Source organism: Streptomyces sp. NPDC000348, assembly GCF_042898795.1.
GTDB lineage: Bacteria > Actinomycetota > Actinomycetes > Streptomycetales > Streptomycetaceae > Streptomyces.
Genome location: NZ_JBIAZD010000016.1, coordinates 78,621 through 100,857, shown reverse-complemented (window position 1 = coordinate 100,857; position 22,237 = coordinate 78,621). Strand labels below are relative to the sequence as shown.

23 protein-coding genes are annotated in these 22,237 nt (G+C 72.3%); 16 read left to right on the top strand and 7 right to left on the bottom strand.

The genetic code is table 11. The annotated features are described in order from the left end of the window. The first annotated feature begins 61 nt into the window (after positions 1–61). Both ACFY3N_RS27345 and mqnP read left to right on the top strand, forming a co-directional pair. Positions 62–1,519 carry a menaquinone biosynthesis decarboxylase gene (locus ACFY3N_RS27345; protein ID WP_390819397.1) on the top strand — a complete coding sequence of 486 codons (1,458 nt, stop codon included), beginning with the start codon at positions 62–64 and terminating at the stop codon, positions 1,517–1,519. After that, positions 1,516–2,421 (top strand): menaquinone biosynthesis prenyltransferase MqnP, encoded by a 906-nt coding sequence (gene mqnP / locus ACFY3N_RS27340; protein ID WP_390819396.1) that lies wholly within the window; start codon positions 1,516–1,518, stop codon positions 2,419–2,421. The genes ACFY3N_RS27345 and mqnP overlap by 4 nt, the downstream gene beginning before the upstream one ends. 23 nt (positions 2,422–2,444) lie before the next feature. Here the strand turns inward: mqnP and ACFY3N_RS27335 are convergent, their stop codons facing one another. Continuing rightward, complete coding sequence (locus tag ACFY3N_RS27335; RefSeq protein ID WP_390819395.1) at positions 2,445–2,645, bottom strand: type II toxin-antitoxin system VapB family antitoxin; 201 nt, start codon at positions 2,643–2,645, stop codon at positions 2,445–2,447. A gap of 171 nt (positions 2,646–2,816) precedes the next feature. On the opposite strand from ACFY3N_RS27335, the gene ACFY3N_RS27330 reads away from it, so the two are divergent. The 10 genes from ACFY3N_RS27330 (at position 2,817) to ACFY3N_RS27285 (ending at position 12,317) form a co-directional block, all read left to right on the top strand. After that, complete coding sequence (locus ACFY3N_RS27330) at positions 2,817–3,491, top strand: UbiX family flavin prenyltransferase (protein WP_390819394.1); 675 nt, start codon at positions 2,817–2,819, stop codon at positions 3,489–3,491. 64 nt (positions 3,492–3,555) lie between these two features. Then, on the top strand, positions 3,556–4,014 hold the full coding sequence (locus ACFY3N_RS27325; RefSeq protein WP_390819472.1) for an Lrp/AsnC family transcriptional regulator: 459 nt from the start codon (positions 3,556–3,558) through the stop codon (positions 4,012–4,014). 57 nt (positions 4,015–4,071) lie between these two features. Continuing rightward, positions 4,072–5,235, top strand: coding sequence for an aminofutalosine synthase MqnE (gene mqnE, locus ACFY3N_RS27320; protein WP_390819393.1), 1,164 nt, complete (start codon positions 4,072–4,074; stop codon positions 5,233–5,235). Positions 5,236–5,526: 291 nt separating this feature from the next. Next, positions 5,527–6,165, top strand: a complete 639-nt coding sequence (locus ACFY3N_RS27315) for a UdgX family uracil-DNA binding protein (protein WP_390819392.1) — start codon at positions 5,527–5,529, stop codon at positions 6,163–6,165. A 16-nt stretch (positions 6,166–6,181) separates the two neighbouring features. Then, positions 6,182–6,706 (top strand): GNAT family N-acetyltransferase, encoded by a 525-nt coding sequence (locus ACFY3N_RS27310; protein WP_390819391.1) that lies wholly within the window; start codon positions 6,182–6,184, stop codon positions 6,704–6,706. 96 nt (positions 6,707–6,802) lie between these two features. Continuing rightward, a complete protein-coding gene (locus ACFY3N_RS27305; protein WP_390819390.1) occupies positions 6,803–7,114 on the top strand; it encodes a DUF4229 domain-containing protein in 312 nt (103 codons plus the stop codon). A gap of 88 nt (positions 7,115–7,202) precedes the next feature. Continuing rightward, positions 7,203–7,367, top strand: coding sequence for a putative leader peptide (locus tag ACFY3N_RS27300; RefSeq protein ID WP_390819389.1), 165 nt, complete (start codon positions 7,203–7,205; stop codon positions 7,365–7,367). Positions 7,368–7,462: 95 nt separating this feature from the next. Beyond that, entirely contained in the window at positions 7,463–8,779 is a 1,317-nt protein-coding gene (locus ACFY3N_RS27295; RefSeq protein WP_390819388.1) for a dicarboxylate/amino acid:cation symporter, read from the top strand. A 273-nt stretch (positions 8,780–9,052) separates the two neighbouring features. Further along, positions 9,053–11,131: a LamG domain-containing protein gene (locus tag ACFY3N_RS27290; protein WP_390819387.1), complete on the top strand. Its 2,079-nt coding sequence runs from the start codon at positions 9,053–9,055 to the stop codon at positions 11,129–11,131. A 529-nt stretch (positions 11,132–11,660) separates the two neighbouring features. Beyond that, complete coding sequence (locus ACFY3N_RS27285; RefSeq protein WP_390819471.1) at positions 11,661–12,317, top strand: TetR/AcrR family transcriptional regulator; 657 nt, start codon at positions 11,661–11,663, stop codon at positions 12,315–12,317. A gap of 6 nt (positions 12,318–12,323) precedes the next feature. Here the strand turns inward: ACFY3N_RS27285 and ACFY3N_RS27280 are convergent, their stop codons facing one another. Next, positions 12,324–13,220, bottom strand: coding sequence for a MaoC family dehydratase (locus ACFY3N_RS27280; RefSeq protein WP_390819386.1), 897 nt, complete (start codon positions 13,218–13,220; stop codon positions 12,324–12,326). Between the two features lie 7 nt (positions 13,221–13,227). Beyond that, positions 13,228–14,532, bottom strand: coding sequence for a 3-oxoacyl-ACP reductase (locus ACFY3N_RS27275; protein ID WP_390819385.1), 1,305 nt, complete (start codon positions 14,530–14,532; stop codon positions 13,228–13,230). A 90-nt stretch (positions 14,533–14,622) separates the two neighbouring features. Here ACFY3N_RS27275 and ACFY3N_RS27270 point away from each other — a divergent pair, with 90 nt between their 5' ends. Together ACFY3N_RS27270 and ACFY3N_RS27265 are read left to right on the top strand one after the other, a co-directional pair. After that, positions 14,623–15,909 (top strand): acetyl-CoA C-acetyltransferase, encoded by a 1,287-nt coding sequence (locus ACFY3N_RS27270; RefSeq protein ID WP_390819384.1) that lies wholly within the window; start codon positions 14,623–14,625, stop codon positions 15,907–15,909. A 207-nt stretch (positions 15,910–16,116) separates the two neighbouring features. Continuing rightward, on the top strand, positions 16,117–18,036 hold the full coding sequence (locus tag ACFY3N_RS27265; protein ID WP_390819383.1) for an AMP-dependent synthetase/ligase: 1,920 nt from the start codon (positions 16,117–16,119) through the stop codon (positions 18,034–18,036). 1 nt (position 18,037) lies between these two features. Here the strand turns inward: ACFY3N_RS27265 and ACFY3N_RS27260 are convergent, their stop codons facing one another. From ACFY3N_RS27260 to ACFY3N_RS27250, 3 genes are all read right to left on the bottom strand, one after another. After that, a complete protein-coding gene (locus tag ACFY3N_RS27260) occupies positions 18,038–18,691 on the bottom strand; it encodes a class I SAM-dependent DNA methyltransferase (protein ID WP_390819382.1) in 654 nt (217 codons plus the stop codon). Between the two features lie 236 nt (positions 18,692–18,927). Further along, positions 18,928–19,242, bottom strand: coding sequence for an AzlD domain-containing protein (locus tag ACFY3N_RS27255; protein WP_390819381.1), 315 nt, complete (start codon positions 19,240–19,242; stop codon positions 18,928–18,930). Continuing rightward, positions 19,239–19,940: an AzlC family ABC transporter permease gene (locus ACFY3N_RS27250; RefSeq protein WP_390819380.1), complete on the bottom strand. Its 702-nt coding sequence runs from the start codon at positions 19,938–19,940 to the stop codon at positions 19,239–19,241. The genes ACFY3N_RS27255 and ACFY3N_RS27250 overlap by 4 nt, the downstream gene beginning before the upstream one ends. A 68-nt stretch (positions 19,941–20,008) precedes the next feature. Here ACFY3N_RS27250 and ACFY3N_RS27245 point away from each other — a divergent pair, with 68 nt between their 5' ends. After that, the gene (locus ACFY3N_RS27245) at positions 20,009–20,575 is read left to right on the top strand and encodes a helix-turn-helix domain-containing protein (protein ID WP_390819379.1); all 567 of its coding nucleotides are present in this window, start codon (positions 20,009–20,011) and stop codon (positions 20,573–20,575) included. 144 nt (positions 20,576–20,719) lie between these two features. Here the strand turns inward: ACFY3N_RS27245 and ACFY3N_RS27240 are convergent, their stop codons facing one another. Continuing rightward, the gene (locus tag ACFY3N_RS27240; RefSeq protein WP_003992177.1) at positions 20,720–20,923 is read right to left on the bottom strand and encodes a cold-shock protein; all 204 of its coding nucleotides are present in this window, start codon (positions 20,921–20,923) and stop codon (positions 20,720–20,722) included. 308 nt (positions 20,924–21,231) lie between these two features. On the opposite strand from ACFY3N_RS27240, the gene ACFY3N_RS27235 reads away from it, so the two are divergent. Further along, positions 21,232–22,080 (top strand): menaquinone biosynthetic enzyme MqnA/MqnD family protein, encoded by an 849-nt coding sequence (locus ACFY3N_RS27235; RefSeq protein ID WP_390819378.1) that lies wholly within the window; start codon positions 21,232–21,234, stop codon positions 22,078–22,080. Positions 22,081–22,237: the final 157 nt, after the last annotated feature.

Sequence of the window (22,237 nt, the reverse complement as noted above, 5' to 3'; positions counted from 1 at the left end):
TCTCCAGCGAAAGCGGTGGGCGGTACAGGGCCAGGGTAACCGCTCGGGGATACTTGACCCCATGGCTTACGACGATCTTCGCTCCCTGCTCAGGGCGCTGGAGCGCGAGGGCGACCTCAAGCGCATCAAGGCCGAGGTCGACCCGTATCTGGAGGTCGGTGAGATCGTCGACCGGGTGCAGAAGGCCGGCGGTCCCGCCCTGCTCTTCGAGAACGTGCGCGGCTCGAGCATGCCCCTCGCGATGAACGTGTACGGCACCGACCGCCGCCTGCTGAAGGCGCTCGGCCTGAAGTCGTACGCGGAGATCTCCGAGAAGATCGGCGGGCTGCTGAAGCCCGAGCTGCCGCACGGGTTCGTCGGGGTGCGCGAGGCGTTCGGGAAGCTCGGCGCGATGACGCACGTACCGCCGAAGAAGGTGAAGTCGGGGTACGCGCCCGTGCACGAGGTCGTGCTCACCGGCGACGACGTGGACCTCGAACAGCTCCCCGCGCTGTTCACCTGGCCCAAGGACGGCGGCTCCTTCTTCAACCTGGGCCTGACCCACACCAAGGACCCCGAGTCGGGCGTCCGCAACCTCGGCCTGTACCGGCTCCAGCGCCACGACAAGCGCACCATCGGCATGCACTGGCAGATCCACAAGGACAGCCGCAACCACTACCAGGTGGCCGCCCGCCGCGGTGAGCGGCTGCCGGTCGCCATCGCCTTCGGCTGCCCGCCCGCCGTGACGTACGCGTCCACCGCGCCGCTGCCCGGCGACATCGACGAGTACCTGTTCGCCGGGTTCGTGCAGGGCAAGCGGATCGAGATGGTCGACTGCAAGACCGTTCCGCTCCAGGTCCCGGCGCAGGCCGAGGTCGTCGTCGAGGGCTGGCTGGAGCCCGGCGAGATGCTGCCCGAGGGGCCGTTCGGCGACCACACCGGGTTCTACACCCCGCAGGAGCCCTTCCCCGCACTGAGGATCGACTGCGTGACCATGCGCAGGCGCCCGCTGCTCCAGTCGATCGTCGTCGGCCGGCCCCCGACCGAGGACGGACCGCTGGGCCGCGCGACGGAACGCTTCTTCCTCCCGCTCCTCAAGATCATCGTCCCGGACATCGTGGACTACCACCTCCCCGAGTCCGGCGGCTTCCACAACTGCGCGATCGTCTCGATCGACAAGAAGTACCCCAAGCACGCGCAGAAGGTCATGCACGCCATCTGGGGCGCCCACATGATGTCGCTGACCAAGCTGATCGTGGTCGTCGACTCCGACTGCGACGTCCACGACCTGCACGAGGTCTCCTGGCGGGCCCTCGGCAACACCGACTACGCCCGTGACCTCACCGTCGTCGAGGGCCCCGTCGACCACCTCGACCACGCCTCGTACCAGCAGTTCTGGGGCGGCAAGGCGGGCATCGACGCGACGAGGAAGTGGCCCGAGGAGGGGTACACGCGCGACGGCGGCTGGCCCGACATGGTCGAGTCCGACCCGGACACGGCCGCGCTCGTCGACCGCCGCTGGAAGGAGTACGGACTGTGACCTCGGCCTCCGCCGCGCTTCCGCAGCAGCCGGGACGCACGAAAGCCTTCCTCCGCCTGGTGATGATCGAGCACTCGGTCTTCGCCCTCCCCTTCGCCTACATCGCCGCCCTCACCGCGATGTACGAGCGGGACGGGAACATCCACTGGGTCCGGCTGCTCCTGGTCACCCTCGCCATGGTGGGCCTGCGCACCTTCGCCATGGCCGCCAACCGGATCATCGACCGCGAGATCGACGCCCGCAATCCGCGCACCGCGCACCGCGAGCTGGTCACCGGCGCGATGTCGGTCAGGCACGCCTGGACGGGCGCGCTCGTCGCCCTCGTCGTCTTCCTGGGCGCGGCGGCCCTGCTCAACCCGCTCTGCCTCGCCCTCGCGCCGGTCGCCGTGATCCCGATGGTGGTGTATCCGTACGGCAAGCGGTTCACCGACTTCCCGCAGGCCATCCTCGGGCTCGCGCAGGCCATGGGCCCGGTCGGCGGCTGGCTGGCGATCACCGGGTCGTGGTCCTGGGACGCGGTCGTCCTCGGCCTCGCGGTCGGCGTCTGGATCGGCGGCTTCGACCTGATCTACGCCTGCCAGGACGTCGACACCGACCGCGAGATCGGCGTCAAGTCGGTCCCGGCCCGCTTCGGGATCCCCGCCGCGATCCGGGGCGCCCGCGGCTGCCACGCCGTCACGACGGCCCTCTTCGTCTGGTACGCGCTGCTCACCGACGCCGGCGCCTTCTTCTGGCTCGGCCTGCTGATCGTGGCCGGGGCCTTCGTCTACGAGCACACCATCGTCCGCCCCCACGACCTGACCCGTCTGAACCGGGCGTTCTTCTCCGTCAACGGGTTCATCGGCATCGCCCTGTTCGTGTGCGCGCTGCTCGACCTGCTGGTGCGGGGCCTGACCGTGTAGGGCGTCGGCGCCCGGCCGTGGGCTCAGCCCTGGGGCTCCTGCGGCCTGGCGTCGACCTCGCGCAGGCCCTGGTCCCTGAGCTCGGTGCGCGCCTCGGTGCGGTGGCCACGGGCGATGTAGTCCCGTACGACCGCCTCGATCGCGTCCTGGGGCGAGCCGACCCCCGCCAGGACCATCACTTCCACCACGAGTTCGGCGTCGAGACTGATGTTGACCTTGGCCACGGTGTCCCCCCATCGCGTCGTATCCGCACGATAGCCGCTCGGGGCGCGGCGGTGTCCGCTCGGTGCCCGGACCGCCCGAGGCGGTGACCAATGCCGGCGGCCTTGCGCCCGCCCACGGTCTCCGAGCGGTCCTGAGCGCGGACGCCCGCCGTCCGCCGGTAGGCTCAAGATGTGAACGCAGGAGAAACGCGGCGCAAGCCTTGGATCGTGGGGGTCTCGGGGGCGTCCGGGACGCCCTACGCAGCCGCTGTGCTGCGTGCGCTGCTGGCGGCGGGGGAGAGCGTCGACCTCGTCGTCAGCCGGGCCTCCCGGCTGACCCTGCTGGACGAGACCGGCATCGCCTTCCGGGACGCCCACTGGCGTGACGACCTGCGGGAATGGCTGTCCCGGGGCGCGGACGGCAAGCCGGACACGTTCACCGTCGACCTCGACGGCGTACGGCACTGGGCCGCCGGTGACCTCGCGGCCGGGCCGTCCTCGGGGTCGTACCCGAGCAAGGGCATGCTGATCGTGCCCGCCTCCACGGCCTGTGTGGCCGGGGTGGCGCTCGGACTCTCCAAGGACCTGCTGCAGCGGGCGGCGAGCGTCACCCTGAAGGAGGGGCGCACGCTGGTCGTGTCCGTGCGCGAGACCCCGCTGAACGGCCAGACGCTGCGGCACCTGGTGACGCTGGACGACGCGGGCGCGAGCGTGGTGCCCGCCTCGCCGGCCTTCTACGCGGGCGCGACGCACATCCAGGACCTGGTGGACTTCGTCGCCGGACGCGTGCTCGACGCGGCGGGCGTCGAGCACCGGCTCTACCGCCGCTGGAAGGGCGAACTCGGCGGCGGATCCCGCACGGACTGAGCACTCCCGCGACACCCGGCACGTGCAGAACTCCCAGACCTCTTCAGTGGAAGGCTTCGATTCGATGGACGCGGTGGACAGGCAGCTCATCCAGGCCCTGAGGGAGAACGGCCGGGCCTCCTACGCGGAGCTGGGACGCCTCGTCGGCCTGTCGGGACCCAGCGTCACCGACCGCATCAACCGGCTGGAGGCGGCCGGCGTCATCACCGGCTACCGCGCCACCGTGGACGCCGCCTCGCTGGGCCTCGGCGTCACCGCCCTGATCGGCATCTCGCTCTCCGACGCCGCCGACCACGAGGACGTGGCACAGCGGCTGCGGGACCTGAGGGAGATCGAGGACTGCTGGTTCATCGCCGGCGACGACTCCTTCATGCTCAAGGTCCGGGCGACCGACGTGGACGGTCTGGAGAAGACCATCCGCCGGCTGTCCGGCACCAAGGGCGTCTCCCGGACCCGTACGACCATCGTGCTCTCCACCAAGTGGGAGAACCGCGTCGGTGAGCTGCCCGAAGAAGCGGAGTGATCGGGGCGTACGGTTGTCGGGGTCTGCCTGGAGAGGTCGAGGGAAAGAGGGAGCGGCATGGACGTCGGGCTCAAGCGCGAGCTGGAGGAGAAGGTCAGGGCGGGTGTGCGCCTGACCCGTGAGGACGGCATCGCGCTGTACGAGTCGGACGACCTGGCCTGGCTGGGCGGGCTGGCGCACGAGGTGCGGACGCGGCTGAACGGCGACGTCGTGCACTTCAACGTCAACCGCCACCTCAACATGACCAACGTGTGCACCGCCTCCTGCGCCTACTGCTCCTTCCAGCGCAAGCCGGGGGAGAAGGACGCGTACACGATGCGCATCGAGGAGGCGGTGAAGCTCGCCAGGGCGATGGAGTCGGAGAACCTGACCGAGCTGCACATCGTCAACGGGCTGCACCCCAATCTGCCGTGGCGCTACTACCCGCGCTCGCTCAGGGAGCTGAAGGCCGCGCTGCCGGACGTCTCGCTGAAGGCCTTCACGGCCACCGAGATCCACCACTTCGAGACCATCTCCGGGATGTCCGCCTCCGAGATCCTCGACGAGCTGATCGACGCCGGTCTGGAGTCGCTGACCGGCGGTGGCGCCGAGATCTTCGACTGGGAGGTGCGGCAGCACATCGTCGACCACCGGACCCACTGGGAGGACTGGTCGAGGATCCACCGGCTGGCGCACGAGAAGGGGCTCAGGACCCCGTGCACCATGCTGTACGGCCACATCGAGGAGCCCCGCCACCGCGTGGACCACGTGCTGCGGCTGCGCGAGCTGCAGGACGAGACCGGCGGCTTCCAGGTCTTCATCCCCCTGCGCTACCAGCACGACTTCGTGGACATGAAGGACGGCAAGGTGCGCAACCGGCTCCAGGCGCGGACGCGGATGGCGACCGGTGCGGAGGCGCTGAAGACGTTCGCGGTGTCCCGGCTGCTGTTCGACAACGTGCCGCACGTCAAGGTGTTCTGGGTGATGCACGGCGTGCAGACGGCGCAGCTGGCGCTGCAGCACGGGGCGGACGACATGGACGGGTCGGTGGTCGAGTACAAGATCACGCACGACGCGGACAACTACGGCACGCCGAACAAACTGACCCGGGAGGACCTGCTGGACCTCATCCGCGACGCCGGGTTCCGGCCGGTCGAGCGGAACACCCGGTACGAGGTCATCCGGGAGTACGACGGCCCCGACCCGGCGCGCCGGGAGTCCCCCCAGCCGATGCGCGTGTGAGGCGCGAAGGGGCTGCGCCCCTTCGACCCCGCCAGGGGGCTCCCGCCCCCTGGCCCCCGGCCTCCGCCCATCCACCACCCGCCTCGGCACCTCGAAAAGTCCCCCCGGGGGCGCGGGGCCGTATCGATCCGCGGCTCCGCCGCGTGGGCGCGACCAGCCCCGCCGTTCGGTGCGGGGGAGGCGCCGGGTGCCTGGTCCCACCCATGAGGGGCGCGGGGAACTGCGCGACCAGCCCCCACTCAGCCGCACCGGACAACGAGTCCGAACCCCCACGCCGGGTACCCGGCCCCCATGGCCTCCGAAGACGCCTACACGGCGGAGCCCTTCGTACCCGCGCGGGGCGGTCTCCCCGCCCTGCGGAAGGCGGCCGCGGACTGCCGGGGCTGCCCCCTGCACAGGGACGCCACGCAAACAGTGTTCGGCACCGGAAACCCCCACGCCCGCCTCATGCTCGTCGGCGAGCAGCCCGGTGACCAGGAGGACCGCCAGGGCAGGCCCTTCGTCGGCCCCGCGGGCGGACTGCTCGACCGGGCGCTCGAAGACGCCGGCATCGACCCGGCGGACGCGTACGTCACCAACGCCGTCAAACACTTCAAGTTCACCCGGACCGGATCCGGTGGGCGCCGCGTCCACAAGTCCCCCACCCGGCGCGAGACGACCGCCTGCGGGCCCTGGCTCGCCGCCGAACTCGCCGTGGTCGAGCCGGAACTGATCGTCCTGCTCGGCGCGACCGCCGGGAAGGCGCTGCTCGGCTCGTCGTTCCGGGTCACCCAGGTGCGCGGCACGGTGCTGGAGGAGGAGATCCACGGACGCCCCGAGCGGCTGGTGCCCACGGTCCACCCCTCGGCGGTGCTGCGGGCGGACGACAGGGAGACGGCGTACCGCGGGCTGGTGTCCGACCTGGAAGTGGCTGCACAAGCCCTGGGGTAAGGGCTAGCATCACCACATGCCCCTTACTTTCACGTTCGATCCCGTGGTCACCCCCGAACTCCGCGACGGCGTCCTCGACCTGTGGACCGACGTCACCAACGCCGGCGGGGCGGTCGGGTTCGTACCGCCCGTGACGCGGGAGGACATCCGTCCCCACCTGGTGCGGCAGCTCGTCTCGATGACGGAGGAGCGCTCCCGCCTGCTCGTCGGGCACGACGAGGAGGGCCGGGTGGCCGCCACGGCGTTCCTCACCTTCAACACCCACCGGCTGATGACCCACTGGATCTGGCTCTACACGGTGATGGTCCACCCCCGCCACCAGGGCAAGGGCTACGGCCGGGACCTGCTCGCCGCCGCCGAGCGGGCCGCCCGCACCCTCGACGGCATCGAGGCGATACGGCTCACCTGCCGCGGCGGCCTCGGCCTGGAACGCTTCTACGCCTCCTGCGGCTACAAGGAGGTCGGCCGGGTCCCGGACGCCATCCGCGTGGCCCCCGGCGACGACCGCGACGACGTCGTCATGCTGCTGCCGCTGATCTGAGGACCGCACCCCGCTGAAAGATCCACGTCCGGTCGTGCTTCACTGGACATCGTCCCTTTGGGGCGTTCTGACCGTACACAGGGAAGAGTGGATGAGATGCTCCGCTACACACTGATGCGCCTCGGGATCTTCGCGGGCTGCCTCGTGGTCGTCTGGGGCCTCGTCCACTCCGGCCTCGCCCCGCGCGGCCTCGGTGACTCCAACGGTCTGTGGATCATCCTGCTCGCCCTGCTGATCTCGGCCCCGATCAGCCTCGTCGTGCTCCGCAAGGAGCGGGACCGGGCCTCCGAGCGGATCGTGCAGCGGGTGCACCGGGTCAAGGCCGACCTGGAGGCCAACCGCAACCAGGAGGACGCGGCCGACGAGACCACCCGCACGCAGGGGCAGGCGCAGGGCCAGACCTCGTAACGTCCGTCACACCCGCGCACCGCACTCGGGCGCCCCGGTTTCCGAACTGACCCGGAAACCGGGGCGCTTTGCGTTGTGCGGACGCCTCATGTCTCCCGCCTCTCAAAGCAAGGCTTTGGGGGTCTCAAAGTTCAGGTGTTACGGTTTCCGGGTGAAGTCAGCAGCCGTGTTCCCCACGCCCCGGAGTGTTCCGCTCGTGGCGCGCCTGCACGTGGACCTCTGCCGGGTCACCTCCGCGAACTGTCCCCACTGACGTTCCGCGCCACCCGAGTCCCACGTCGTCCCACGTCACCTTCCTCACGCGTGCCCACTTCCTCACGCGTCCCCACAGACGGATCACAACGGAGCATGTCCGTGTCCACGAACACGCAGTCAAAGCTGCCCGTACGCGCGCCCTTCTGGGCCCAGATACTCGCCGGCCTCGTCCTGGGCGTCCTGCTCGGCTGGCTCGCCCGCAGCCAGGACCTCTCCTGGCTCGTCACCACCCTGGAGAAGGTCGGCGGCACCTTCATCGGCCTGCTGAAGCTGGCCGTCGCCCCGCTCGTCTTCTTCGCGATCCTGGTCTCCATCACCAACCTGCGGAAGGTCAACAACGCGGCCCGGCTGGCCTCGCGCACCCTCCTCTGGTTCATGGTCACCTCGCTGATCGCGGTGGCGATCGGCCTGGTCATCGGCCTGGTCACCAACCCGGGCGCGGGCACCGGCCTCACCCCGGCGGACGGCGGTGAGCCGGAGAAGACCGGGTCCTGGATCGACTTCCTGACCGGCATCGTGCCGACCGACGTCATCACGCCGTTCACCGAACTGAACGTGCTCCAGATCGTCTTCATGGCCGCCGTCGCCGGTATCGCCGCCCTCCAGCTCGGCGAGAGGGCCCAGCCGATCCTCACCCTGAGCGAGTCCGTCCTCGAACTCCTCCAGAAGGCCCTGTGGTGGGTCATCCGCCTCGCCCCGCTCGGCACCGTCGGCCTCATCGGCAACGCCATCGCCACCTACGGCTGGGACCTGATCGGCAAGTACGCCACCTTCACCGCCGACATCTACGTCGGCTGCGCGATCGTCCTCTTCGGCGTCTACCCGGCGCTGCTCGCGACCGTCGCCAAGGTCAACCCGCTGCAGTTCTTCAAGGGCGCCTGGCCCGCGATCCAGCTGGCGTTCGTCTCCCGCTCCTCGGTCGGCACCATGCCGCTGACCCAGAAGGTCACCGAGCGCCTCGGCGTGCCGAAGGAGTACGCCTCGTTCGCCGTCCCGTTCGGCGCGACGACGAAGATGGACGGCTGCGCCGCGATCTACCCGGCCATCGCCGCGATCTTCGTCGCCCAGATCTTCGACGTCCCGCTCGGCGTCGGCGACTACCTGCTGATCGCGTTCGTCTCGGTGGTGGGCTCCGCCGCCACGGCCGGCCTCACCGGCGCGACGGTCATGCTCACCCTCACCCTCTCCACCCTGGGCCTGCCCATGGAGGGCGTGGGTCTGCTGCTCGCCATCGACCCGATCCTGGACATGATCCGCACGGCGACGAACGTCGCAGGTCAGGCCCTGGTCCCGGTCATCGTCTCCGCCCGTGAGGGACTGCTGGACCGGAAGGCGTACGACTCGGTCCACGCCTCGCCGGTCGACGAGACCCCGGCCGACGAGCCCCGGCGGGTCCCCGCGGCGGCCTGACCGTCCCCGTCCCCGGGATCGCGAACAGGCCGGACCCGGGGACCTCACCCACCCGTCTCTTCTCGTGCCTCGGCGGTCTCTTCTCCGTACGGCACCGTTCCCGGCGACCCGTCAGAAAACTTGATCGCCGATGTCGGTGGCCGCTGTTAGCCTCCTGTCGCTCGACTGTTCGAAGATCGGGCGTGATCCGGGGAGGGGCATTCGTTCATGTCGGAGAGATGGGGCAAGAGAGGTTTACTGCTGGGCAGTTGCCTTGCGGCAGTAGTGGCGGGGGTGGTCACGCCCGGCACCGCGTACGCGGCGGAGCAGGCGAATCTGCCGCCCGCCGTCCAGGACTTGCAGACCGAGTTCAAGGACTGCGCGTCGGGCGACGAGCCGGCCTATGTGGGGCGCCCTCCGGTTCTCACGGCCCGGCTGACCGATCCGGCCGAGGACGACCGCATCGGATACTCGGATCAGATCACCGCCGAGTTCGAGATCTGGTGGTCGGACCCGGACGGCACGGAACAGCGCCGCTCCTTCACCACCCAGCCGACCTACGTGGACCGGGTCCACCGCATCACCGTGCCGTCCGACATCCCGTCCGACACGGTCATCTCCTGGCACGTCCGGGCCAACGACGGTACGGCGAACTCCCCCTGGAGTTCGGAGGCGCCCGGTGCCGCGTGCCGGTTCGTCCACGACGACGAGAGCCCGGCCGCTCCCGTCGTGAGCTCACCGGAGTACCCGGAGGAGACGTGGTGGGCCGGCGGGGTCGGCGTCTACGGCAGCTTCACCATGGACTCGCCCTCGGCGGACGTCGTCGAGTACCGGTACACCTTCCTCGGCGGTCCGCAGCGCACCGTCCGCCCCGCCGAGCTCGGCGGCCCGGCCACCGTCCGCTTCGTCCCGCTGAGCAACGCCCCGCAGCGTCTCAGCGTACAGGCCCTCGACCGCTCCGGCCGGATGAGCGGGCGCACCGACTACACGTTCCACCCGAAGGCGGCGAGCGCGCCCGTCTCCCGCTGGAAGCTCGCTGACGAGGCCGGCTCCGCCACGGCGGCCGCAGAGGCGGGCGAGGCGGCCCGGGCGGGACGCGGTGTGACCTTCGGCGGTCCCGTGCCCCCGGGCACCCCGCTCACCTCCACGGCCACCCTCGACGGCAGCCGTCACGGCTTCCTCACCACGGACGCCCCGGCCGTCGACAGCGGCAGGACCTTCGCCGTCGGCGCCTGGGTGCGCCCGGCGGAGGACGACCGCCGCATGACCGTGCTGAGCCAGGACACCGCGTCCGGCACGGCCTACGCCCTGGCCCTGGAGGCCCCGCGGGACGCGACCGCCTCCTGGTCCTTCACCCTCGGCGACGCGAAGGTCACCGGCGGCGCCCCGGAGGCCGGCGAATGGGCCTACCTCCTCGGCGTCCACGACACCGAGACCGGTTACGCCCAGCTCTTCGTCAACGGCCACGAGGTCGGCACCAAGGCCGAGGCCGCTCCGGTCAGGGCGGACGGCGCGTTCCAGATCGGCCGGATCCGTGGCGAGAACGGCTACCGGCAGCGCTGGCACGGTGACATCGGCGACGTCCGGGCGTACGACCGTCTCGTCGTCCCGGAGGAGGTGACCGAGCTGGCCCACCGCAAGCCGGACCTGCTCGGCCACTGGTCGTTCAGCACGGCCAGCGACGGCGCCACGCCCGAGAACAAGGGGGGTTCGCCTCTGCGGCTCGCGGCGGGCGCGTCGATCTACCGCGGTCCGGACGACTCCTGCATCCCCGACCTCGACCCCGACTGCCCGTGGAAGCCGTACCCGCTGGTCGGTGAGGGGCACTTGGCGCTGGACGGCGAAGGCGGTCACGCGGTCCTCGACACCTCCGTGGTGGACACCGGTGACAGCTTCACCCTCGGAGTCGTCGCCAGGATCGAGGAGGCCGAAGCCACCCGGCCGATGACGGTCCTCTCACAGGCAGGTGAGCACACCGACGCGTTCAAGCTGCGCTACGACCCGTCGGCGTTCGCCTGGCAGCTGGTCATGCCGGAACGCGATGAGGCGGGCGCGCCGGAGACGGTCGTCGCGCAGGTCACGCAGCCGGACGGCCGCAGCGGCCACGGCACGCAGCTGACCATCGTCTACGACGACGCGACCGACACGGTCAAGCTGTACGCCGACGGCTACACGAACACCGGCGCCACCGCCCACCTCCGCGACGGCTGGACGAGCACCGGCCCGCTCCAGGTGGGCCGCGCCCGCACGGCCGACGGCTGGGGCGAGTACCTGAAGGGCGACGTCGACGAGCTCCAGGCGTACGCGGGCGCCCTGCGCGACCGCGACGTCATCGGCCTGGGCCACGAGACCGAACCCTGCCTGTGCGGCTGACATCCGCCGGCCGGCCCCGGCCTCTCCGGGGCCGGCCGGCGGGACGAGGGGCGCTTCGCGGCAACCACCGACAGGTGACCGTTGCTGGGAGCGCCCCTTATCCCTGTCCGCCCGGTGGTGTGGAATCACCTGGACCACGTGCCTCACACGACGCACGTGGTCCACAGCGATGATCCGGCAGGGATCAGCACCACACGCGAAGGGGGAGACCGCGGCACGCACGCGGGCGCAGAGTCCGCGCGACGTCGCCGAGGCGGTCGCGTCCGGCACCGATCCGCGCGCGGCGGCCCAGGACGAGCTGGCCCGCAGGCGCCTGGAGGTGGGTGCCGGGCCGGCCGGGAAGGCCCCGCAGCCGGTGGTGGTCCGCACCGACGGCGGCACCGACGCCTCGGCGCTGTCCACGCTGTTCACCGCGCAGCTGCTGCCGCGGCTCACGGCGGGCGAACGGCCCGTCCTCGGCGACCTGGCGGGGCCGGGGAGCGACGGCGGCCGGGACCCGCGCCAGGAGACGGACCGTACGCTGTGTTCCATGGGTGCCGTGAAGACGAAGCGGATGCCGCGTGCGGTCCGTGAACAGCAGATGCTGGACGCCGCCGTACGGACCTTCGGTCAACGGGGATACACGGCAGCGTCGATGGACGAGATCGCCGAACTGGCGGGTGTGTCCAAGCCGTTGGTGTACCTGTACCTGAACTCCAAGGAAGACCTGTTCCTCGCGTGCATCCGGCGGGAGGCGACGGCCCTCACCGAGGCCGTGCGCGCCGGCGCCCGCCCCGGGCTGCCGGCCGACCGCCAGCTCTGGTCGGGGCTGACGGCGTTCTTCACGCACACCGCCCGGCATCCGGACGGCTGGGTGGTACTGCACCTCCAGGCCCGCACCCACGGCGAGGTCTTCGCCGCCGAGGTCGCCGCGATGCGCGCGGAGATCGTGGCGTTCGTGACGCAGCTGATCCTCGTCGCCGCCCGCGACGCCCACCGCGACCCCGACCTCCCCGAACGCGAGGTCTCCGGGCTCGCGGAGGCCCTGGTCGGCGCCGCCGAGTCCCTGGCGGACCGGGCCAACGCCACCCCCGGTGTCACGGCCCGGCAGTCGGCGGCGACCCTGATGAACTTCGCCTGGGCGGGCCTCGGCGACCTGATGGCCGGCCGCCGCTGGACCCCGCCGGACGACGACAGCGGTGCCTGACGGGGCTCAGACGGGGCGGACCTCCCCGGTCACGTGGACCCGGTCGCCGTCGCCGCGCAGTGCGAAGCGTCCGCCCTCCGCCGCGTACGTCACCGTCCCCGGCAGCAGCACCGGCGCCCGGAAGTCCGCGCGGACCTCCGCCGTGTCCGGGACGCCGTGGGCGGCGAGGCAGCGGGCCACGGTCCACATGCCGTGCGCGATGGCGCGGGGGAAGCCGAAGAGCCGGGCGGTGAGCGGGTGCAGGTGGATCGGGTTGCGGTCGCCGGACGCGGCACCGTAGCGCCGTCCGACGTCCCCGGCCAGCCGCCACTCGGCGACGGCGGGCAGGGGCTCGCGTTCTTCCTCCTGGTCCTTCCGTCGTCCGGAGGCGGTCCGGTGGCGGGCCAGATACGTGCTCCGCGACTCCCACACGACGTCCTCGCCGTCCCGCATCTCGGTGACCACGGCGGCCTGGGTGCCGCGCCGGTGCGGGGCCAGTCCGTCGACGTACACCGTCAGCCCGTACGCGCCCGTGGCCGGTGTCGCCCGGTGCCGGGTGATCCGTATCGACGTGTGGACCAGGCCGAGGAGCGGGAGCGGGAAGTCCGGTCCGCTCATCAGCCGCATGGCGAGCGGGAAGCCCAGCACGTGCGGATACGTCACCGGCAGCGCGGCCTCGCCGGCCGGGAAGCCGGCCGGGAAGCCGGTCGGGGAGCCGGTCGGGGAGCCGGTCGGGAAGCCGCACACCCGCTCGTACGCGGCGAGCCGGGCGGTGTCGACGCGCAGGGCGGGCAGCACCAGCCGGGTGCGGGGGTGGGCGGCGTCGGGGCGGGGACGCTTGAAGGGCGAGAGCAGGGCACCGCGGGCGAGGAGCGGAGGGAGGGCCGGGGAGTGCGGGAGGACGACGGTCGGTGCGGACGTCATGGAACGCTCACGCCCCCAGCAGGCTCTGGCCGCAGACCCGTACGACCTGCCCGTTCACCGCGCCGGAGGCCGGGTGGGCGAGCCAGGCGGTGGTCTCGGCGACGTCGACGGGCAGGCCGCCCTGGGCGAGGGAGTTCATCCGGCGGCCCGCCTCGCGGATGAACAGCGGGACGGCGGCCGTCATCCTCGTCTCGATGAAGCCGGGAGCCACGGCGTTCACCGTCACCCCGTGCTCGGCGAGGGCGCGCGGCGCGAGGGCGCGGACCAGGCCGGTGATGCCGGCCTTGCTCGCCCCGTAGTTGGTCTGGCCGGCGTTCCCGGCGATCCCCGCGATGGACGCCGTGGCGACGATCCGTCCGCCCCGCTTCAGGGTCCCGGCGGCGAGCAGCGCGTCGGTGGTGCGCAGCACGCTCGCCAGGTTCACCTCCAGCACCTGACTCCAGCGCTCGGCCGGCATGTTGACCAGTCGCCGGTCACGGGTGATGCCCGCGTTGTGGACGAGCACGTCGAGGCCGTCGGGGAGCGCCTCGGCGATGCGGGCGCCCGCGTCGGCGGCGGTGATGTCGAGGGGGAGGGCCGTCCCGCCGAGCCGTTCGGCGACGCGCCGTGCGTCCGCCTCGGCCTGCGGCACGTCGAGGACGACCACCTTCGCGCCGTCCCGGGCCAGCGTCTCGGCGACCGCCTCGCCGATGCCGCGTGCGGCGCCGGTCACCAGGGCGGTGCGGCCGGACAGGGGCCGGTCCACGTCGTGGGGGGCGGGCGGCTCGTGCGCGCCGACCGCGATCACCTGGCCGCTGACGTAGGCCGACCTGGGGGAGAGCAGGAAGCGGAGGGTGGACTCGGCGGCGGGGGCGTCGGTGAGGCGGACCAGGTTCACGGTCCTGCCCCGGCCGATCTCCTTGCCGAGGGAGCGGGTGAAGCCCTCCAGCGCCTGCTGGGCGGCGGCCTGATGGTGGTCGGCGGGGTCGAGCGGGGCGCCGAGCACCACGATCCGGCCGCTCGCGGCGACCGACCGCACGACGGGGTGCAGGGCCGCGTGCACCTCGGCGAGCCCTTCGACGTCCCGTGTCCCGCTCGCGTCCAGGACGACGGCGGCGGGCCGGCCGGTGTCGTCCGCGCCGAGCCCCGTGCGGGCGAGGACGGGGGCGAGGTCGAGGCCGGACTTCCCGGCCGTGAGGTGGAGCAGGCCGCCGTCCAGGTCCGGCCGCTCCGGTGACCAGCGCCGCAGCGGCGCCGGCTGGGGGAGCCCCAGCCGGCGCGTGAGGAAGCGGCCGGGCGCGGTGCCGGTGAAGCCGAGATAGCGGTCGGCCATGGGGGATTCCTCCGTGACTGCTCCGGGTGTGCTTACTCTGGAGTAAGGTTACCGGAGGTAAGCCTATGTCACGGTGAGGAGCAGGTCGAGATGAGCACCCTCAAGCCGGCCGTCGTCCGGCGCGTCGCGGTCATCGGCGGCAGCCGCGTCCCCTTCGCCCGCTCCGACGGCCCCTACGCCACCGCCTCCAACCAGGAGATGCTCACCGCCGCGCTGGACGGCCTCGTCGAGCGGTACGGACTGCGGGCGCCGGGCGCGGTGGGGGAACTCGTCGCCGGGGCGGTCCTCAAGCACAGCCGCGACTTCAACCTCGCCCGCGAGACCGTCCTCGGCTCGGCGCTCGACCCCCGCACCCCCGCGTACGACGTCCAGCAGGCCTGCGGCACCGGACTCCAGGCGGTCGTCGCCGCCGCCAACAAGATCGCCCTCGGCCAGACGGAGGCCGCGATCGCAGGCGGCGCCGACACCGCGAGCGACGCGCCCCTCGGCGTCAACGACGACCTGCGCAAGGTGCTGCTGGAGGCGCGGCGCGCCAAGACGCCCGTCGGTCGGCTGAAGGCCCTGGCGAGGGTGCGCCCCGGCCACCTCGTCCCCGACATCCCGCGCAACGCCGAACCGCGCACGGGTCTGTCCATGGGCGAGCACGCCGCGGTCACCGCACGCGCCTGGGGCATCACCCGCGAGGCCCAGGACGAACTGGCGGCGGCCAGCCACCAGCGGCTGGCGGCGGCGTACGAACGCGGTCTGCTGACGGACCTGGTGGTGCCCTTCCGCGGCCTGGCCCGCGACCAGAACCTGCGGCCGGGCTCCACGGTGGAGAAACTCGCCGCGCTGAAGCCGGTGTTCGGCCTCGACGGCCCCGAACCCACCATGACGGCGGGCAATTCGACCCCGCTCACGGACGGTGCCGCGCTGGTGCTGCTGGCGAGCGAGGAGTGGGCGGCGGAGCGGGGCCTGGAGCCGCTGGCCTACCTGACCGCGTACGAGACGGCCGCCGTGGACTTCGTGCACGGGGACGTCGCCGACGGCGAGGACGGCCTGCTGATGGCACCCGCGTACGCGGTCCCGCGCATGCTGGAGCGGGCCGGCCTCGGCATGGCGGACTTCGACCTGATCGAGGTCCACGAGGCGTTCGCCTCCCAGGTGCTGGCCACGCTGGCCGCCTGGGAGAAGCGCGGCCTCGCGCCCGTCGACCGCGCACGGCTGAACGTGGCGGGCTCGTCCCTGGCCACCGGCCACCCCTTCGCCGCCACCGGCGCCCGCATCGTGGCGACCCTGGCGAAGCTCCTCGCCGAACGGGACGCCCCCGCACGCGGGCTGATCTCGATCTGCGCGGCGGGCGGACAGGGCGTGACGGCGATCCTGGAGCGTACGTGAGCGACGCTCACGTAACCCGCAACATTGCACACGCCCGGCCCGGGACCACCCCCGTACCCGCACAGACCTTCCACGCCGGCGCCGTACGATCCCGGCACCGGCCGGTGGTGACCCCTTCCCCCGCCGACCACCGGTGAGCGCCTCGGCGTGCGGGGCACGTACGTCGTGGCATCACGCAGTTCACCTGCACGCCCCAGGAGCCGCCCCGTGTCCACCGCGCATTCCTCCGCTCTCGACGACGACGTCCGCGGAGCACCCGTCCTGGTCGAACCGGAGATCCGGCGGCTGGACGGCGTCGTGCGGGAGGTGTCCGTACCGCCGTTCGCCCGGCCGGTGCGGCACGGATCACTCGCCGACCTGCCGTTCGAGAACGCGTCCGCGGCGCCGGACGCGGTGGTGCTCAGCCGGAAGACGGCGGACGGCAGGTGGCGGGACGTCACGGCGGAACGATTCGCCGCCGAGGTCCTGGCCGTCGCGAAGGGACTGATCGCCGAGGGCCTGGTGCCGGGCGACCGGATCGCCGTCATGGCCCGCACCCGCTACGAGTGGACCGTCCTCGACTTCGCCGCGTGGGCCGCCGGACTGGTCACCGTCCCCGTCTACCCCACCTCCTCCGTCTTCCAGACCCGCTGGATCCTGCACGACTCCGGCGCGGTCGCCCTGGTCACGGAGACCGCGGGCCAGGCCGCCGCCCTCGGCCCTGAACTTCCGCACCTCCCCGACCTGCGGCGGGTGTGGGTCGTGGAGAAGGGCCACGTCGACGCCCTGGCGGAAGCCGGAGCGCACCTGCCGGACGCCGAGGTGGAGGTACGCCGGGGCATGCTGGGCCCCGACACCCTCGCCACCCTCGTCCACACCTCGGGCACCACCGGCCGCCCCAGGGGCTGCGCCCTCACCCACGGCAACTTCTTCGCCGAGGTGGACAACGCCATCGAGCTGCTCTACCCCGTCTTCAAGGCCCGCACCGGCGAAGAGGCCTCCGTCCTCCTCTTCCTGCCGATGTCCCACGTCTTCGGCCGGATGGTCGCCGTCGCCTGCGTACGCGCCCGGGTGCGCCTCGGCCACGCGCCGAGCCTGGCCGCCGAGGACCTGCTGCCCGACCTGGCGGGCTTCCGGCCCACCTGCCTGCTGGCCATCCCGTACATGCTGGAGAAGGTCTTCAACACCGCCCGCGCCCAGGCCGAGTCCGGCGGACGGCTCGCGGCCTTCGACCGCGCGGTGTCGGTGGCCCGCCGCTACGGCGAGGCGGTCGAGGCCCGCCAGACGGGGACGGGGGCCGGCCCGTCCCGCGCCCTGAGGACGGCCCGCGCCTTCTACGACCCGCTGGTCTACCGCAGGATCCGCAACGCCATGGGCGGCAGGGTGCGGTACGCCATCTGCGGCGGCTCCCCGCTCGGCCGCCCCCTCGCCGCGTTCTACGCCGGTGCCGGCATCGAGATCTTCGAGGGCTACGGCCTGACGGAGACCACCGGCGCCGCGACGGTGACACCCCCGCTGAAGCCCCGGCTGGGGACGGTGGGCTGGCCGCTGCCGGGGACCCGGATCCGCATAGCGGCGGACGGCGAGATCCTGGTCGGCGGCGGCCACGTGCTGCGCGGCTACTGGGACCCCGGGGCGGGCGGAGTCGCGCCCGCCGCCCGCGACGGCTGGCTGCCCACCGGCGACCTCGGCGAACTGGACGACGAGGGCTATCTGACCATCACGGGCCGCAAGAAGGAGATGATCATCACCTCCGGGGGCAAGAGCGTCGCCCCGGCCCCGCTGGAGAACTGGCTCCGCTCGCACCCGCTGATCTCCCAGGTCATGGTGGTCGGCGACAACCGCCCCTACGTCTGCGCCCTGATCACCCTCGACCCCGCCGGCCTCACCCACTGGCGCCGCATGAACGGCAGGCACCCGGTGCCCCCGGAACTCGCCGCCGACGACGAGGAGTTGCACGCGATCCTCCAGCGCGCGATCGACGAGGCCAACAAGATGCTCTCCCGCCCGGAGTCGATCCGCCGTTTCGCCGTCCTCCCGGTCGACTTCACGGAGGAGGCGGGACACCTGACCCCGTCGATGAAGCTGCGGCGCGAGGAGATCCTGCGGGACTTCGCGGAGCAGGTGGAGGGGCTGTACGGGAGGTAGGTCACTGTGTCGCGCGGGCGACCAGGAACGCCTGGGGGGTCGACTCGCCCCGGTCCGTGTCGGCCGCGCGCACCGTGCGCTGGACGAGGGTGAAACCGGCCGCCTCCAGGAGCGGGGCGACGCGTCCGGGCCGCATGCGCCGGAAGTCGAGGGTGACCGGGTGGCCCCAGGGGTGTTCGTGGCGGCGGGGCTCGTCGCCGCACTGGAACGCGAGCAGCAGATGGCCCCCGGGTGCCAGGACCCGTCGGAACTCGGCGTAGAGGGCGGGCAGTTCGTCCTGCGGGGTGTGGATGGTGGAGTACCAGGAGACCACGCCGGCGAGGGCGCCGTCGGGCAGGCCCAGGTTCCGCATCGAGCCCTGCGCGAAACGCAGGCCGGGGTGCTCGCGGCGGGCGATCGCGAGCATCCCCTCCGACAGGTCCAGGCCGAGGACGGAGAGGCCGAGGGAGGCGAGGTGCGCGGTCACCACACCGGGGCCGCACCCCAGGTCGGCCACCCGGCCGCCCTCCCCGGCCAGCTCGGCGAAGCCGGCCAGCAGCGCCCGGTCCAGCGGCCTCACCGCGAGCTGGTCGCGGAACAGGGCGGCGTAGTCCTCGGCGACGGCGTCGTAGAAGGCGCGGGTGGCGGCTACGTGATCGGCTTCGGTGGCGGTCATGGCCGGTGACCCTACTCGTCCCCACCGACAGCCCCGGGGCACGGGGCGGAGCCGGCCTCGGGGCCCGGTGACCGAGCGGACACACACCGGACGCACCGCCGTGCCCGCCCGGCCCGTGCGACGGCTCCGCGGTCCCTGTGCCTGCCCGGTCCTGGTGACGGCTACGCGACTCACGCGTCCGCCCCGGCCCGTGCGACGGCTTGGCGGCCCACGTGCCCGCCCGGCCCGTGCGACGGCTAGGCGACCCCCATGCCCCGCAGCACCGCCGTCGTGGCCGCCGCCCCGAGGACGACCACCGCGAACGGGGCGCGTCGCCACGCCAGCGCGCCGCCCACCAGCACCCCGGCCGGACGCGCCCACCCCGCGAACCCCCCGCCCTCGGTGAGCGCCCCCGTCGCCAGCAGCGCCACCAGCAGGACCACCGCACCGGCGGACAGCAGCTCCCGCACCCGGGCCGGCAGTTCCACCCGCCCGTGCAGTGCCGGCCCGACCAGCCGGAAGGCGTACGTCCCGGCCGCCAGTACCAGGATCACCGCGGCCGTCGCGCTCACACCGACCGCCCCTGCCCGCGCGCGGTCCCGTGCAGCACCAGCCCCGCCAGCGCCACCAGCACCGGTACGCCCGCCGGCACCACCGGTGTGACCGCCAGGGCCAGCGCCGCCCCGGGCAGCGCGGCCCGGCGGACGCCGGCGTCCTCGCGCAGGGCGGGAAGGACGAGGGCGGCCAGGACCGCGGGGAAGGCCGCGTCCAGCCCGTAGCGCGCCGTGTCCCCCAGCGCGTTGCCGGCCAGCGCGCCCGCCAGCACCCCGGCGTTCCACACGGCGAACAGCCCCAGCCCCGAGACCCAGAACGCCGCCCGCCGCCGTACCGGGTCCTGCTGGGCCAGGGTGAAGGCCACCGTCTCGTCGGTCACCAGGTGCGCCCCGACCAGGCGGGCGAGCCTCCCCGGGCCGATGTGCTCGGCGACGGCGAGGCTGAAGGCGGCCGTACGGGTGTTGAGCAGCAGTCCCGTGGCCGCCGCCGCGACCGGACCGCCCCCGGCCAGCAGCACGCCCACCGCGCTGAACTGGGCTGAGCCCGCGTACACCACCAGCGACATCACCACCGGCACCCACACCGGCAGCCCGCCGGCGACGGCGATCGCCCCGAACGACACGCCGACGACGCCCCCGGCCAGACAGACCAGGGACACGTCCCGGAGCAGACCGGGGTCGAGGAGGGCGGGAGGTGTTCGCTGTACCGAACGCATGTTTCCTACCATGGACAGAAGAGACAGCGTTCGTCAAGGCGAACGATCGGACTGCTGGAGCGAACGACATGACCGACGGACCCCCGCCCCGCCTCCCCCTCGACTGGATCGCCGCCGCCCTGCGCCGCGAACGCGGCCGCGTCGGCCTCTCCCTCTCCGAACTGGCCAAACGCGCCGGGATCGCCAAGTCCACGCTGTCCCAGCTGGAGGCGGCGAGCGGGAATCCGAGCATGGAGACGATCTGGGCGCTGGCGGTGGCGCTCGGCGTGCCGTTCAGCGCGCTGGTGGAGCCCCCGGTGCCGTCGGTGCGGGTGATCAGGGCGGGACAGGGACCGGCCGTCCACTCCGAGCAGTCCAGTTACGTCGCCACCCTGCTGTCGGCGAGCCCGCCGGGCGCGCGGCGCGACATCTACGCCGTGGGGCTGGAGCCGGGGACCGTGCGCGCCTCCGAGCCGCACATTCCGGGGACCGTGGAGCACATCGTGGTCGGCGCGGGACGGGTGAAGGCGGGACCCGACGGAGAGAGCGCGGAACTCGGCCCGGGGGACTACATGACGTATCGCGGGGATGTGCCGCACGCGTACGAGGCACTGGAGGCCGGCACCCAATTCGTGCTGATCATGCAGCACGTATGAGAGGAATTCCCCGGATATTCACCGAGGCATTCCGGTGGCGCGCGGGGGAGGGGCGGGGAGGCGCGAGGGGAAAAGGCAGGAGCCCCGTCGCCTGACGGCGTGGGGCTCCTTGGGTACTGCTAGTCGTTCCCGGATCGGCGAGGATCAGACCGGGGTGACGTTCTCCGCCTGCGGGCCCTTCGGACCCTGCGTGACGTCGAAGGACACCTGCTGGTTCTCCTCAAGGGAGCGGAAGCCGCTCGCGTTGATCGCGGAGTAGTGGACGAAGACGTCGGGGCCGCCGCCTTCCTGGGCGATGAAACCAAAGCCCTTTTCGGCGTTGAACCACTTCACGGTTCCGGTAGCCATAAGCCCTCCTTGGGCCCAAAGGGTTGCCCTGCTCCAGAACCAGCAAGTGTGAAGACCAATTCCGCACAAGTGCATCCGTCTGAGAACGACGAGAGCCCGCGGTCACATGCTCCGCAGGCTCTGTACTGCAAGGGAAACCAAACTGCAACTTGCGACGAGCCTAGCACGCAGGCTCCCGAATGCAATAGAGGTCAAGATCACGTCACCCGAATGTTTGAACACCCCGCCCGTCACGGACGCTCGTTCGAACACGTGGGCGACCAGGGGGCGAAGGTCCGACCGCCGCGGACGAGGGCTAGCCTCACGATGTGGACAATCCTCGCACCCGGCCGCGCGTCGGCCACATCCAGTTCCTGAACTGCCTGCCCCTGTACTGGGGGCTCGCGAGAACGGGCACGCTCCTCGACTTCGAGCTGACGAAGGACACCCCGGAAAAGCTCAGTGAGAAGCTGGTGCAGGGCGACCTCGACATCGGGCCCGTCACCCTCGTCGAGTTCCTCAGGCACGCGGACCGGCTCGTCGCCTTCCCGGACATCGCCGTCGGCTGCGACGGCCCGGTGATGTCCTGCGTGATCGCCTCCCAGGTCCCGCTGGACCGGCTGGACGGAGCGCGGGTCGCCCTCGGGTCGACCTCCCGCACCTCCGTACGCCTCGCCCAGCTCCTCCTCGCCGAGCGGTACGGCGTACGGCCCGACTACTACACCTGCCCGCCCGACCTGAGCCTGATGATGCAGGAGGCCGAGGCGGCCGTCCTCATCGGGGACGCGGCCCTGCGCGCGAACATGCTCGACGGCCCCCGCTACGGGCTCGACGTGCACGACCTGGGCGCGCTGTGGAAGCAGTGGACGGGCCTGCCGTTCGTCTTCGCGGTGTGGGCGGTGCGCCGCGACTACCTGGAACGCGAGCCGGTCATCACCCGCAAGGTGCACGAGGCATTCCTCGCCTCCCGCAACCTCTCCCTGGAGGAGGTCGGCAAGGTCGCCGAGCAGGCGGCCCGCTGGGAGGCCTTCGACGAGGAGACCCTCGCCCAGTACTTCACCACCCTGGACTTCAGCTTCGGCGCCCCGCAGCTGGAGGCGGTCGCCGAGTTCGCCCGCAGGGTGGGGCCGACGACGGGCTTCGCGGCGGACGTGAAGGTCGACCTGCTGCGGCCATGAGGCCGTGGGCGCCCGCCCCCTACCCTGCTGGAAGGTCCCGGCGTACGGGCGTGACGGGGGAGGGGCGGACGCCATGCGGCCGCCCGAAGCGGACGAGCCCACGGTCATGGGGCCCTACCGGCTGCTCGGCCGGCCCGGCTCCGGCGGCATGGGCCGG

Excerpts from the sequence above, each read along its gene's own strand:
- ACFY3N_RS27345 (WP_390819397.1), top strand. The coding sequence starts at position 62 with ATGGCTTACGACGATCTTCGCTCCCTGCTCAGGGCGCTGGAGCGCGAG.
- ACFY3N_RS27325 (WP_390819472.1), top strand. The coding sequence starts at position 3,556 with ATGGACGCGGTGGACAGGCAGCTCATCCAGGCCCTGAGGGAGAACGGC.
- mqnE (WP_390819393.1), top strand. The coding sequence starts at position 4,072 with ATGGACGTCGGGCTCAAGCGCGAGCTGGAGGAGAAGGTCAGGGCGGGT.
- ACFY3N_RS27315 (WP_390819392.1), top strand. The coding sequence starts at position 5,527 with ATGGCCTCCGAAGACGCCTACACGGCGGAGCCCTTCGTACCCGCGCGG.
- ACFY3N_RS27310 (WP_390819391.1), top strand. The coding sequence starts at position 6,182 with ATGCCCCTTACTTTCACGTTCGATCCCGTGGTCACCCCCGAACTCCGC.
- ACFY3N_RS27305 (WP_390819390.1), top strand. The coding sequence starts at position 6,803 with ATGCTCCGCTACACACTGATGCGCCTCGGGATCTTCGCGGGCTGCCTC.
- ACFY3N_RS27300 (WP_390819389.1), top strand. The coding sequence starts at position 7,203 with ATGTCTCCCGCCTCTCAAAGCAAGGCTTTGGGGGTCTCAAAGTTCAGG.
- ACFY3N_RS27295 (WP_390819388.1), top strand. The coding sequence starts at position 7,463 with ATGTCCGTGTCCACGAACACGCAGTCAAAGCTGCCCGTACGCGCGCCC.
- ACFY3N_RS27285 (WP_390819471.1), top strand. The coding sequence starts at position 11,661 with ATGGGTGCCGTGAAGACGAAGCGGATGCCGCGTGCGGTCCGTGAACAG.
- ACFY3N_RS27280 (WP_390819386.1), bottom strand. The coding sequence starts at position 13,220 with ATGACGTCCGCACCGACCGTCGTCCTCCCGCACTCCCCGGCCCTCCCT.
- ACFY3N_RS27275 (WP_390819385.1), bottom strand. The coding sequence starts at position 14,532 with ATGGCCGACCGCTATCTCGGCTTCACCGGCACCGCGCCCGGCCGCTTC.
- ACFY3N_RS27270 (WP_390819384.1), top strand. The coding sequence starts at position 14,623 with ATGAGCACCCTCAAGCCGGCCGTCGTCCGGCGCGTCGCGGTCATCGGC.
- ACFY3N_RS27260 (WP_390819382.1), bottom strand. The coding sequence starts at position 18,691 with ATGACCGCCACCGAAGCCGATCACGTAGCCGCCACCCGCGCCTTCTAC.
- ACFY3N_RS27250 (WP_390819380.1), bottom strand. The coding sequence starts at position 19,940 with ATGCGTTCGGTACAGCGAACACCTCCCGCCCTCCTCGACCCCGGTCTG.
- ACFY3N_RS27245 (WP_390819379.1), top strand. The coding sequence starts at position 20,009 with ATGACCGACGGACCCCCGCCCCGCCTCCCCCTCGACTGGATCGCCGCC.
- ACFY3N_RS27240 (WP_003992177.1), bottom strand. The coding sequence starts at position 20,923 with ATGGCTACCGGAACCGTGAAGTGGTTCAACGCCGAAAAGGGCTTTGGT.